General features: G+C 53.0%; 10 protein-coding genes and 3 pseudogenes. 4 read left to right on the forward strand and 9 right to left on the reverse strand.

Translation table 11 applies throughout. The features are described from left to right. Nucleotides 1-8 precede the first annotated feature (8 nt). Nucleotides 9-842, reverse strand: coding sequence for a phytanoyl-CoA dioxygenase family protein (locus tag H0I86_RS16625; protein WP_028683990.1), 834 nt, complete (start codon nt 840-842; stop codon nt 9-11). Between the two features lie 357 nt (nt 843-1,199). Between H0I86_RS16625 and H0I86_RS16630 the strand changes: the two genes are divergently transcribed. The 3 genes and pseudogenes from H0I86_RS16630 to H0I86_RS16640 all read left to right on the forward strand — a co-directional run. After that, nucleotides 1,200-1,907, forward strand: a complete 708-nt coding sequence (locus H0I86_RS16630; protein WP_063430776.1) for a response regulator — start codon at nt 1,200-1,202, stop codon at nt 1,905-1,907. Between the two features lie 330 nt (nt 1,908-2,237). Then, nucleotides 2,238-2,840, forward strand: a complete 603-nt coding sequence (locus tag H0I86_RS16635) for a GNAT family N-acetyltransferase (RefSeq protein ID WP_180921311.1) — start codon at nt 2,238-2,240, stop codon at nt 2,838-2,840. Nucleotides 2,841-2,920: 80 nt separating this feature from the next. Then, nucleotides 2,921-3,182: pseudogene (locus tag H0I86_RS16640) on the forward strand (PLP-dependent transferase); the annotation flags it as partial. 541 nt (nt 3,183-3,723) lie between these two features. On the opposite strand, the gene H0I86_RS16645 reads toward H0I86_RS16640, so the two are convergent. Further along, the gene (locus H0I86_RS16645) at nt 3,724-3,996 is read right to left on the reverse strand and encodes a helix-turn-helix domain-containing protein (RefSeq protein ID WP_180921312.1); all 273 of its coding nucleotides are present in this window, start codon (nt 3,994-3,996) and stop codon (nt 3,724-3,726) included. 86 nt (nt 3,997-4,082) lie between these two features. Between H0I86_RS16645 and H0I86_RS16650 the strand changes: the two genes are divergently transcribed. Continuing rightward, nucleotides 4,083-4,526 carry a hypothetical protein gene (locus H0I86_RS16650; RefSeq protein ID WP_180921313.1) on the forward strand — a complete coding sequence of 148 codons (444 nt, stop codon included), beginning with the start codon at nt 4,083-4,085 and terminating at the stop codon, nt 4,524-4,526. Nucleotides 4,527-4,792: 266 nt separating this feature from the next. Here H0I86_RS16650 and H0I86_RS16655 read toward each other — a convergent pair whose 3' ends face one another. From H0I86_RS16655 to H0I86_RS16675, 7 genes and pseudogenes are all read right to left on the reverse strand, one after another. Continuing rightward, the gene (locus tag H0I86_RS16655; protein ID WP_258019329.1) at nt 4,793-5,152 is read right to left on the reverse strand and encodes a hypothetical protein; all 360 of its coding nucleotides are present in this window, start codon (nt 5,150-5,152) and stop codon (nt 4,793-4,795) included. Between the two features lie 41 nt (nt 5,153-5,193). After that, nucleotides 5,194-7,302, reverse strand: coding sequence for a hypothetical protein (locus H0I86_RS16660; protein ID WP_180921315.1), 2,109 nt, complete (start codon nt 7,300-7,302; stop codon nt 5,194-5,196). Further along, a complete protein-coding gene (locus tag H0I86_RS16665; RefSeq protein WP_180921316.1) occupies nt 7,289-8,809 on the reverse strand; it encodes a site-specific integrase in 1,521 nt (506 codons plus the stop codon). The genes H0I86_RS16660 and H0I86_RS16665 overlap by 14 nt, the downstream gene beginning before the upstream one ends. An 11-nt stretch (nt 8,810-8,820) precedes the next feature. After that, the gene (locus tag H0I86_RS16670; protein ID WP_180921317.1) at nt 8,821-10,074 is read right to left on the reverse strand and encodes a tyrosine-type recombinase/integrase; all 1,254 of its coding nucleotides are present in this window, start codon (nt 10,072-10,074) and stop codon (nt 8,821-8,823) included. Between the two features lie 329 nt (nt 10,075-10,403). Next, nucleotides 10,404-10,538, reverse strand: a pseudogene (locus H0I86_RS32205) (transcriptional regulator); the annotation flags it as partial. Nucleotides 10,539-10,750: 212 nt separating this feature from the next. After that, nucleotides 10,751-10,837 (reverse strand): annotated as a pseudogene (locus H0I86_RS32210) (oxidoreductase); the annotation flags it as partial. A gap of 215 nt (nt 10,838-11,052) precedes the next feature. Beyond that, the gene (locus H0I86_RS16675) at nt 11,053-12,243 is read right to left on the reverse strand and encodes an amino acid aminotransferase (RefSeq protein ID WP_180921318.1); all 1,191 of its coding nucleotides are present in this window, start codon (nt 12,241-12,243) and stop codon (nt 11,053-11,055) included. Nucleotides 12,244-12,258: the final 15 nt, after the last annotated feature.

Below are 12,258 nucleotides of genomic sequence, written 5' to 3' on the forward strand. Positions count from 1 at the left end.
TATTAGGCTTAGGCGATTTGCCGGAACGTGGTGTGGCGAAAGGAATCCCCGGCCTTCAGGTCTGCCAGTTCCTGGGTGAAGAGCACGCCTTGCTGCGGATAACCGGCAGCGCTGTGTTCCGGCAGCGGGCGGAAGGTTGCGTCGTCGCCGAAGAAGCGGAAGACAAAGGTGTGACGATCCGGGAAGGTCTCATCGACCGGAGCACCACCGTGCAGCGCGCCGGGATGGAGCACGACTATGTCTCCAGGCTCGGTCGCCCAGGAGAGGATTTCGTAAGCGTCGGGATCCTGCTTGCGCTGGGCCTCGACATCGGGAAGCCGAGGCAGTGCGTTGCCGCCATGCAGGGGCTGGGTCGGGTCGTTCGGATCGAGGAAGGTGGTGCCGTCGTAACGCGGCCCTTTGTGCGAGCCGCGGACGATCTCCAGGGCATTGCGCTTGGGCACCGACTCGAAGCTGATCCAGGCATTGCCCCAATGCAGGCCAGCCCAAGGCAAATAGGAGGTGTCCTGGTGCCAGAGCGTACGGGAGCCGCGGCCGCCCGCCTTGAGAAACACTTCCTCGGCGAAATACCAGACATGTTCAGAGCCCCAGAGCTGCGCAAACAGCTTGCCGAAGGGCAGGGAAGCGACCAGTTCCTCGAGCCGGGCCTTGGCCCTGGGGTTGGCATTGTCGACATGCGATTGCTGCTCGGTCCCGTCGAACATCCTGAAAGCATGCGGGCCGTGATTCTCGACAGCCCAGTCGTAGGCGGCCCGGCACTGGGCCAACTGTTCTTCGTTCAGAAAACCTTTGATCAGGACGGCCCCGTCTTCCAGGAACGCCTTGCGCACAGAGTCTTGCATGAGAGCTTCCTCCTAGGAAATGCCACTTGGCGATCTGGATCCTAGCAAGTCGCTTTATTTTACGCAACACGTGTTATTATAATTTGAAAAAGGCGTCGACAAGGCCAGATTCCCAGGCCTGGCTAATGCTTATCGAGTTCATCACCCGCTGACCTTCGGCGGCTCGGAGTACGAAACCTGCTGCGATGCCGAGCAGTAACGGAAACGCTGTCAGAGGGAAGGCGGGTTCGGCTGCAAGGTGCCGCAGATGACGCGAATTCGGAGCGGGTAGCCAAGGGTGGTGGGCTGCATGCACTGGATGGAAGCGATAGCCCAGGCGGACAACCGTATTTTAATCAGGACTCTTACCCGGTTTTTATGGACAACTTAGATCTCGTTAATGTCTTGCTCGTTGAAGACGATCGGAAGCTGGCGGCGCTGATCGCAGAGTTTTTGCTCCGGCATGGTTTTGAGGTGCGGGTGGTTCACCGGGGCGACCAGGCGCTGGCGGCATTTATCGAGTTCAAGCCGAACGTCGTGCTGCTTGATCAGATGCTCCCAGGCCAGAGTGGGCTGCAAGTGTGCCGCGAGATTCGCAACCTGTCCGATACGCCCATCGTCATCCTGACCGCAAAAGGGGATGACCGGGACCATGTTCTCGGCCTGGAGTCCGGTGCCGACGATTATGTGATCAAGCCTTTCAAACCCTCTGTGTTGCTGGCTCGGCTACGCGCCTTGCAACGCCGGCTGGCACAAAACTCAACGACACTCGATGTCCTGGAGTTCGGACGGTTATCGATCGACCGCGGTTGCCGGGTGGTCAGCCTGGCCGATGAAAAAATCAACCTGACCACCATGGAGTTCGAATTGCTGTGGGTGCTGGCCAGTGCGGAGGGCAAGCTTCTTTCTCGCGACGACATCCTCAACCGTATTCGCGGGATCCCGTTCGATGGGTTCAACCGTAGTGTCGATGTCTACATCAGCAAGTTGCGCGGCAAACTCAATGACAACCCCCGGGACCCGGTATGCATCAAGACTATCTGGGGCAAGGGCTACGTTTTTAATCCGTTTGCGTGGGAAGTCTAGATCGCGCTACGCCAATCATGGCTATTGGCTTGGCGAGAGAGACTTGGCTCAACCATTAATAGATGCAAGGTAGGACATGAAAAAGGTTTTTTTATTTTTGCTGTTTTTTGTCTGGATTCCGACATCTCTGTATTCGCTTTACTGCTGGAAAATGGCGGAGACCAGAGTTGCCGCCTTATGTCTCGCAGCACTCCTGGCAGCAGGCGGTCCTGCTAGCGCAGGGCGCCACCAAGCAAAGCAAACTATGGCTGAGCAAAGGTAGTTCGTTGATCGGCAGCATCGCTGTATGACAAGCTTCAACAATGACATCTAGACAGCTACGGATAAAAGATGAAAGGAACAGATGTTAATGAGTCCGGTTCAGATTTTGATGACTTCACACAATGTCGGCTTGAGTTCAAGCTTGATGTCAATCCGCGCTACGGGGAGCCATCTGACTACGTACTCCATTATGAGGGTAGCGTTTTGTCAGGAGAAGGATTCGACCAGCCCGTCGGTACAATATCGATTTATGTCGCAGACTTGCAGCAGGCGTACTTTGAAGGGCAGGACCCTTGGGAGGTGCTTGATAGTGTCGACAACGGGCTTGCGCATTTTTGCAGCCTCATTTCTCGTAAAACAGGGCGGTTCAAGCGATCTGTCGAATACATTGTTGGTTCCGACATTGAGCGTCTCTTGATCATTTCTCACCTATTTATAGATCCTGAGTATCGAGGGAGTGGTCTTGGGCTGAGTGCTATCGACGTGGCTTGTAAAGGACTTGGAAACGGTGCGGCGGCAGCCCTAAAGGCTTTTCCTACGCAATGGGAGGGCTGTGTTGTCGAAGATCCGAAGGCATTTCGTCGAGATCGACTCAAGTTGATGAGGTACTACCAACGCGTCGCTTTTTTTCCGGTTCTTGGCGATGGTTTGATGGCAAGAGCTTTGTTTTAGGTATAGCTGGTGAAGGGGATTAGCTAACTCGCATTCGACACTTCCTGGGGGCCTGATTCGGACAACTCTTGGATAATCGCCATCCGACGGCGTTCGCCCTGGAAGACCTGGTGACGGAACTGGAAGGTGGTTATCGCACCCGGTTGTTCGGCACCGGGCTGGCTGCGGTTGCCCAGACCTTGCTGGCGTACCTGCGGCCCGGCGACCAGGTGTTGATCAGCGATGCGGCGCCTGGCCCCGGAGTTTCTCCAGCTTTTCGGCATCCAGGTCGCCTACTTCAGGCCTGACGGCAGCGACCTGGAAGCGCGTCTGCGGGCCAATACCAGGATGGTCTACACCGAATCGGTGCGATCGTGCTGTCGAGGGCTTGCCCGGACGATTCGCTGCTGGCAGATGAATCAATCCTGGAGGTTTGCCGCGCTGAGATCCTTGAATCGCTGTTGGCGGGCTCAAAGATGCAAATCCTAGACATCCTTGACAGCGGCATGGGTCAATAACTGCACATTTTTCTGCACATTTCATAAGGCACACGGCCCCATGAAAATAAGGGGTTCCAGCCCAGTTCTTATCGGTGATTGGGATGGTTCTCTGCACATTTATTTTCACATTTGAAGCCATGTTTTAAGAATCAGCCCATGCAGTTGCTCTTGTCATTGAAATGACACAGTTCAGGCCTGGGCTGGCAGCCTTAGCACCGAAACACCGCTGCCGATGCCTCGCTGAAGGTTGTTAGAACGAGGCCGCCGAGGCGCCTGGCTGGAGGCGCTCCTCGACGGCTTGGGCCTGAAGGGGTTCAGGGAAGAGTTTCATTGGCGCAAGGCTCAGGAAGTGTGTTCGCCGCTTGCTTACCCAGAATCCAACTTACCCATGTAACGGTAGGGACTTAGTGGCTATCCAAGGCCTTTAGCTCTGACTCAATGCGTTGTACCAAGGGAGCTAGATCTTCGCCGTTCATCAGGAAACTGCGCGCAAATAATGTCACGGGGTGTATACCCAAAGCGACGGCGAGATCTTCCACTTTTTCGATTGACGGGCTTTTCTTACCCGCTTCTACTTCGCTGACATACGCTTGGCTGGGGGCGAGCGCCTCCTGAGCTAACCCTTTGTTCAAACGTATTTTTTTCAGGGCTAGCCCGAACGCTACCTTCCGTTCCATTTGTATGACTCACAAAAGGAACGATGAAGCCCGTCACGATGTAAAACGACTATACTCGATAGCGATATTTGATCGAGGAAGTGATCGTGTTTCGTACTTACGACTGGGCAGAGGCCGTCACAATAGAGTTATTTGACGAGGATTTCCGCGTCTGGACATACGTTGAGTATGACGTCGGTGGAGCATGGTTCCATGTTCAAATCGAAGAACGGAGTGGCTCCATCGCAAAACGCTTCAATCTTATGATCAGTGGTGATCTGGCTCTACGCGCCTTGCTTGCTCGACAGTCGAAGAAACTGGTCATAATCGAAGTTCAACTCGTCAGCGCGAATGAGCTCAATCAAGGTGGCCGACAACTGATGGAACCATTGATAAAGGCAGAGACGGTGTTTGAAGGTAGAAAAAAAGGCACGATCTACCACGTCGAAAACGGTAATTGCTACCTCGTGGGTAATATTGATCTTGAAAGAGTTAAGCCAGAGGAGCGAGATGTGATCTTTGACCTGTCTATGCTTCTGAAGACACCTTAACTCATGAATAACCGAACTCTACCAACCAATTGATCGACTAACAAGATTCCCAAAATAGGCATTCCCAAGAGCTGTATCGACAATCATGAAAGGGAAGGAACCGTGCCCGACCCGGAGAGAAGGGCCGCGATATAGTTTTTCTAGGGAAGTGCTCTTCAGTCGACCGCTTAGCTATTCTTTATGATAGACTATCAATAGAAGTATTTATCCCTAACTGATGGCGGGGAGAACCAAGGCATTATCACAATAGTCAATATAACGACTACTTAGCGTTTGAGCGAATCTAGGATGTTTTCAAGATCTAGCCCTTTCGCCAAGCACTTATCTGCAATTACGAACAGTGCTTCATAGAGTCGATCCCGCTGCATGATCAAGGCAGCATTCTCCACCTGAAGGTGGGCGATACGCTCTTCGAGACTTCTTCGGCGACGCGCACCATCTGGGTCCCTCCCGCTTTCCTTCATTTGTACTATACGAGCAGAGTCAATTCGCTTTCCACGCTCACCCGTTAAGGTAGCTCGGCTCGTCAGGGCCAGGCGCCGTTGTACTTCGGGACGAGAAATAGGCGCAATTTCCCATCCTAAGCTAATCATCTGGGCGAGAAGGGCATCGATCGCTTCATCCAAGGTGGCTCCTCTCAAAGTTTGTCGTTGCGCCATTGTCGCCTCTACTCATCCGAAACCGAACTGTGCCGTTTTTCCATGTCAGTAACTGTCACTGGATGTCCATTGGGGAACACACGTTGTGGGCCAGTATTAACATTGCGTTTAAGGGTGGCTTGTAGGTTGTCGAGCTTAGCCTGTTGGTCCGCCAGCCAGACATCGCTGCCCGCTTCACCGACGCCGGCATCCCGCATGATAGCGATAGCTGTTACTAGACGCTCGACTTGACTCTCAAGGTTAGCCCGCTCGGAGGGAGTGCCCATCAGATGAAGATGCGAGCAGCCATTCCAGCACTGTAGATGCTTAGGGCAGGGCGCTTGAGAGAAATCGTGAGCGCAACCTCCAAAAGGTGTTAAATGCAACGCCGTGGCATGTACGGTAAGGAACGCTTCTGCTGTGGTCATGCCCTTATCTGACAGAAGTGCATGATAACTGTCGGTCAACGCGCCCTGAATGCGCTTATCTCTGATACCCGTGTGCAGGAAATCGATGCGCTCGTGATGACTGTTGAACGCCAAAAACTCCTGATGAGCAGCAGTGTTCTCTTCGATGCTTGTATGTTGGTAATGGATGTTCTGATCCAGGCGTTTTCGCCCTAATGCCAACGCTTGCTGCACATTGCTCATGCCGGTTAGTTGGTAAATGGTATTCCGCCAGTGCCGAGGTTGGTGGCTTGTTAGCCGAATCGGAGTCCCGTCAGACTCGGTCAATGACCGACGCGAAAAAATGGATGCGTACTTTTCATCGCTACCCAGCGCATGATTAATATCCAAGAGGGTCACTCTACGCGGGATTGCTCGAAAAACGTTCGCTTCCCGCCCACCAAGACGAAATTGGCCATCGAAAGCGATGGCAAGCGTTTCGCTGGTTTTTAGGACAACACGAGACGTACCTCCGACATTTTCAGTTAACGCTGCATGGTTCCGTAGTTTGGGAACAAGAAAATGCTCAATATCACCCGCTAAGTAGCTGCGGTTGATCGCCTTCGTTCGATCCTTGGTCTGGTCGCAGGGATGAATCCCATTTCGTGAAAAGTACGCATGCAGATTCCTAGAGGTCTCTCGGCCCTGGCTAAAGCCAAGCCAGCGGAGAACTTCACCCTCTGACATTACTGCCTGCGGCGAGTAATCCCAGAGGCGTCCTGGATGGTCTTCTTGCCACCTAGCGATTTCTCGCTGTTCTTGCGTCAGCACCTTCAGTCGTTCGACCGCCCGCCTGGCCAAAGGAATGTCGCTTTCTGCTAACCAATGAACACGGGATTGAAATTGCTTTTCCGCAAAGTACCTGATGCCGCATTCGACCAGAGGCTTGCCATTGGCATCTACAACCACTTCTCCTGTCGTTCCTTTGATCGGCCTTTCGACCCAACAGTCATAGGGAATCACTGCTACCTCATTGCCTCGTTGCCCAGTCGCAATCAATAAATCGATCACGCGCAGCAAGATTTCTTCGCCCTCACTAAGCGGGTTGTTCGAACATAAGGCATAGGCTTCCATCGCCTCGCGAGAAGGCAACCTATCATCAGATTTACGTTGTTTTACCGCACGATCAGGATCGTGCAATGAAATGTATTCGTGGCGGGGCTTCTCTGGTTTTGTAGCATGCTCAAAGTGGATGGCGATTTCGGTTAATTGCAGATTGTCAACCGTATCCGCGATCACCTGAAGATGAGATATCGCGTCGTAAAAGTTCTTATAGCCACTTTGGCGGAGAAATTCCACGACGCGGTCGAAATCGCCCCGCGTCAACAATGTAGGATCGGATACGTCCCGTTCAAACAGCGGGTTGTACAGCCGCCGGGCCGCAATATTGTAGGCAGCGACCATCGAAAACTTCAGGTCGCGAGTGCGCTGCAAGTATACGATCAAGGCTTTGCAGAAATTTTGAAAATCTAATGGAAGGGGAGCTTTAGGAGGCACAGGGTAGCCGTTTTGCTCAAGTGATTGTCGGTGTGTTTCGAAGGTAATGGTTTGTTGTCTTCCTCGCTGAGGTAACCAGCGCTCGACCTCCCACAGCGGTGCCCCCCAAGGTGTTGTTATCGGCAACACCTCGAAAACGGACTTTTCCTGGTTAATGAAATTCTCAAGGTTCTGCCTTGCCCTAAACTGCGTCATCTGACCGACCCTCCGCGCGCTGCCGGCAGCGCTCTATCGTTGCAGACACAGCCAGGATAGTGGTCTGATGCTGAACGAGGGGGCGGTTGTGACTAAGGTCGCCTGCCTTTTCTGCGGTATCGATAAAACGTTGCGCCTCTCGTTGCAGCGCCTCCATCACCTGCTCATGTCGACCATCAGCAAAGGGGTGAAACTTTTTACAGGTGTAGCAGGCATAAACAGGGTTGTAGGGACAGTGGGTGTGGATGGGGAGGGCACAGGCACCGATATCCCCGATGTACTGTGTGTCGATCACGCCACGGATCGTTCTTTCAGACACGGTATCACGACGGTGCACGATTTCTCCGGTCAAGAGACTGCGCATAATGCGTTGATAAGCCGGGCTCTTACCCAGCGCTTTCTCTTTGATCCGGGCAATGTTGGGGGTTGCCGTTACGTAAGCACGCGCCGCAACCGTGCTGTTGTGCCCAAGCAGTTCGGCAATCAAGTCTGCCGGAGTTCCCTGGTCTGCCAAACCTTGCCCGAGGTGATGACGCAGCAACATGGTTACCTGGTTCGGCTTGTCTATCCCGGCTTCACACAGCTCGTGTTTGAGGCCAGCACCGATTTCGATGACAGATAGGCGATCTCCTGTAAGACTGACAAACAATGGATTGCAGCCACTGCCAAAGCGGCGTTGAATCTCCGAAATATGTAGCGCGATTTTATTACCCAGTCGCGTGGTAATTTTTCGAGGTCGTCGCTCAGGTCGTCGTTGGCCGACCTTTTTGGCCATGGGTAGCCATAGGGTGTAGTAGTTCTCACGATCATCGGTTTCAACTACTTCGAAGTCTGCAACGTCAAGCGAATGGAGTTGAATCGAGCGTGGCCCCAACTCGAAACCTAGGTGTAAGATTATGTTGAACTGAAGTTCACTCCAGTCATCCATCGGAATATGGCGGTCAATACGCCGAAGCAATTGGATCTCCTCATCAAGTTCTAGCCCTGACTGAGAGAGAAAAATTCGCGCATACGGGTCAATCCGATCTGGTTTTGTATCCTTGATTTTAAGATAGATGTTTTGATCAAAACCTTTAATGCCTCTGTCAACAGCCCAGCGATAAAGCCTACGGAACCCAATTAGATTTTGCCTAGATTGTTTGAAGCTATCCAATTCAGTGATTAATTTTTGATAATCCCAAGGAAAGTAACGAGCGAGATCCGTGTTTGATAGGTGGACAAGAGATCTTGCAAACATGAATGCTGTTTGGGGAGCATATTTTTCTAACGCATATGCCATAAAGCCTTTGGCTATTTCATTGAACTCTGGAGTTAAGTCAAGCGCGACCCAGTCAATTTTCAGTACAGCGCCACCGTCGTACCACTTCCACACTGGCAGTCGAGTATCGACGTATCGTGGCTGATCATCGGTGCGGGTTCGTATAGCGACCCGGTTCGGCCCCTCAAACTTAAAGGTCGGCAACGACGGGGAGGGGGACCCGTGTTCTTGGTCATCTGATTCGCCCACAGCAAATCTCCTTACGTGTCGAGCCGCCCCCGGGCTGCCGAAGTTCGTTGGGCGTTGTGGCGGTTGGCCGACGCGGCTAGAAAACGACTGGCATAACGACGGGGCATAGCTGAGGTTTCAGACCAGCCACAGACTCGTCGGAGTTCGTCCATGGCCCGCTCTAGGTCAAACCCTCGTTCCTCGACCAGGTGGGCCAAGAAGCGGTCGGCAAAGGTATGGCGAAAGTCATGCGCGGAAAGTGTAGGCAACAACCCGGGATGAGCCAGTTCAATGGTCAGAAACAGGCGATCAAGGACGTTAGACAATGCGCGGATCGATAGCGGGAGGCCTCGATCCGAGATGAACAAATAGCGATGCGGCAGTTTCTTCGGTTTGCCATTACGCAGAGGGCGCCGTTCGCCTTGGATATAGCGCTCGTAGACCTCATACAACTGCGCAGAGAGACCTACCGTCCGCCCGTACGTTTTCAATGCCGGCTCTTCCGCGCGCGGGTCGCCGGGGTCATGTTCGCGATCATTGATGCTGACATAGGCATGCAGGGACCCCTGATTGATATCCGTGGTGTAGAGCTTGAGAAGCTCTCCGCGACGGATTCCAGTCTCCAGCAGCAATTCGATCATTAGCCAATTGCGCAGCTGCAGTCTTTCTGGGAACGGATTCTCTGGAGCGCCGGGGCGAATCAGTGTGTGAATGATCTGGCGTTGCGCATCCGTCAGGCTGCGGTAACGAGTACGGTCTGGCCGAGCATTGATGATATGGCTCTCAAAGCGTCGTTCAATGACATCGGCGACATCTGCAAATACAGTCTCGATGTTAGCCAAGGTGGTTGAGTTCTGACGAGCGCGCGGGATGTAGCGGGTGACACACCAGGACAGGTACTGCTTCAGCAGCTGCAAGTATTGGTCACGGGTGCGCGGATCGATCTGCGGAAAAGGTGCCGTTGCAGCCGTGCCAATTCGGGCGATCAGATTATCGGCTTGACGGCCACTTTGGAGCCAGATGGCATAACCATCCAGCAAAGCCAGGATCGCCTCAAAGCGACAAGCCAGGATGGCCTCATCGATATCCAGGTTTCGGCTTTGGGCATAGGTGTAGAAAACCTGGATCGCACGCAGATGTGCCGCCGCCGTGTTGTAAGCACGGTGCCTGAGTTTCCGTTGGACGTAGATGAACGGAACGAGTATGGGCAACGGCGCTGCATCACCAACTTGCACCAGCAACGGTACCCGCTGACCTGAAGAGAACCGGCACTGAATCAGCTTCATCTGCAGCCACCTCAGTTAAGGGCTAGCCATGAACACGAAGGACATGGCCCGTTAACAGAGTGGACGTCAGAAGCAGGTTTGTCGAATCAAGACCTTACGATCCTTATGAACATTTCTAACATGACCCCTCGTTTAACATAATATACATTATGCGAATCATAATATGCAGAGCTGGGACTGGGTGTGTGGTCAGATTTGCAGCCTGGCAAAGCCTCCAGTCCTCGACAGTATGCCTGCTCTTGAGAGTACCGCAGATCGTCAGCCGAGCACCCGTAGCGCTGCTGGAGGTTCTGGCAGAACTCGTTGAGAAACCTTAGCGAAAGTTTTCGGTGTGGTTTTTTATAGGTCTTCACCTGCCACGGTTTACGGCTACCGGTTTTCGGCTCGCTGGTGGGCACGCGACGAATCGCCTGAGGATCAAGTAGCTTGATCACGTCCTTCAAGCTGTAGCCGTACTCGCCGAGTGTTGAAGTGTCCACATTCCATGAAACGTGGACACCTTCCAATTTGTTCTTTTAAAAATGTCAAGTCCTCTTTGCCCAGTAGTCATGCAGGAAAACAATATTCATTCCAAGTGCCCAACTGGTCACTCCTTCAACTGTCCGGCCATTAGCCCCACCGGCTACGGCTATTGGCGATGCTGACGTCCAGGTCTGACTGTGTCAGTAACCTGGCGGCCGATATGAATGATTCGCCCACCCTGCCCCATGTGCTTGAGCGCCTCCTGAGCGGCAACAAAAACACCGGTGACATTCACCGCAAGAAAGAGACTCGGCCAGAAAACGGAGAGCCCAGGTCTGAAGCGATCGATCCGTCAGTCTGCCCCCGCTCTACGCTTTTGATGAACCTTTGAACGATCATTACGGTACCCACTACCTTGCATCAATCTTGTAGCTGTACTGCGTCCTGCGCCGCCCTTAATCTCGGGAAAAAAGCGCCCAAATGGGCGCTAAGAGGTCAAGTTTCAACTAAAGCGCATCACGATTCTGATGCGATAGCAGCTGCCACTTTGGATACGTTCGAAGCATTCAGTCCCGCAATGCACACTCGCCCATTGCGAATGAAGTAAATGCCATGATCCTCTCGAATGCGATCCACAGCTTCTGGTGTCAGACCGGAAAAGCTGAACATGCCTTTCTGCGTGACGAGGTACTCCACGTTAGAGGATGGTTTGAGCGTCTTGATCTCGTCATATAGAGCATGTCGCATGTCGACCATTCGCTGACGCATCCGCTCAAGCTCAACTAACCACTCTGCTTTGAGTGATGGTTCGGAAAGAATGATGTTCACCAACTCGGCACCGAATCGAGGGGGATTTGAATAGTTGGTGCGCACTGTGCCTTTGAGTTGACCCGCAACGCGCCCAGCTATGGCGCTGCTCTCGCAGATGATGGACAGCGAACCAACACGCTCGCCATAAAGAGAGAAAACCTTCGAGAAGGAATTGCTGATAAGACCGGTGATGCCCTTAGCCGCCAAGGCGCGAATCGCATAACTGTCTTCTTCCAGGCCATCCCCCATTCCCAGATAGGCAGCATCCAGGAACGGAATGAGCGAACGGCGGGCGAACACACTGAATAGGGCCTCCCATTGACTTGGGGACAGATCCAGACCTGTAGGGTTGTGACAGCATGCATGCAAGAGAACGATGGTATTCACCGGCAACGATTCGAAGGCATCAATCAGGCCTTCAAGGTTGATCTCCTGCCCCTCCTCCTTCAGGTACTGATAGCGCTGCACTTCAAAGCCAGCTCCCTTGAAGATTGCATGGTGGTTGTCCCACGTTGGGTCGCTTACCCAGACTTGAGAGTCCGGGTAATAGCGTTTCAAGAAATCTGCGCCGACTCGAATTGCGCCAGAGCCTCCAACTGTTTGTATGGTAGCGATGCGTTCTCCATGAGCGGCGTTCGTCTCACCAAACAGATACTCCTGGACACGATTACGGAAAGAAGGAAGACCATCCATTGGGAGATAAAGATTGGGTTCTTGGGCCCTTGCATCCAGGATGTTCTTTGCTTTTTTTACCGACTCCAGAACAGGAACGTTACCGTTCTCGTCGTAATAGAAACCGATGCTGAGGTTAACCTTTTCAACACGGGAATCTCTCTGATAATCGTCCATCAGCGACAGGATTGGGTCGCCGGGATAAATTTCGACCTGCTCGAACATTAGTGGTCTCCTGGA

This window comes from Pseudomonas chlororaphis subsp. aurantiaca, from assembly GCF_013466605.1.
In the GTDB taxonomy this organism is placed as follows: Bacteria; Pseudomonadota; Gammaproteobacteria; order Pseudomonadales; family Pseudomonadaceae; genus Aquipseudomonas; species Aquipseudomonas chlororaphis_I.

Excerpts from the sequence above, each read along its gene's own strand:
- H0I86_RS16625 (WP_028683990.1), bottom strand. The coding sequence starts at position 842 with ATGCAAGACTCTGTGCGCAAGGCGTTCCTGGAAGACGGGGCCGTCCTG.
- H0I86_RS16635 (WP_180921311.1), top strand. The coding sequence starts at position 2,238 with ATGAAAGGAACAGATGTTAATGAGTCCGGTTCAGATTTTGATGACTTC.
- H0I86_RS16670 (WP_180921317.1), bottom strand. The coding sequence starts at position 10,074 with ATGAAGCTGATTCAGTGCCGGTTCTCTTCAGGTCAGCGGGTACCGTTG.
- H0I86_RS16675 (WP_180921318.1), bottom strand. The coding sequence starts at position 12,243 with ATGTTCGAGCAGGTCGAAATTTATCCCGGCGACCCAATCCTGTCGCTG.
- H0I86_RS16630 (WP_063430776.1), top strand. The coding sequence starts at position 1,200 with ATGGACAACTTAGATCTCGTTAATGTCTTGCTCGTTGAAGACGATCGG.
- H0I86_RS16645 (WP_180921312.1), bottom strand. The coding sequence starts at position 3,996 with ATGGAACGGAAGGTAGCGTTCGGGCTAGCCCTGAAAAAAATACGTTTG.
- H0I86_RS16660 (WP_180921315.1), bottom strand. The coding sequence starts at position 7,302 with ATGACGCAGTTTAGGGCAAGGCAGAACCTTGAGAATTTCATTAACCAG.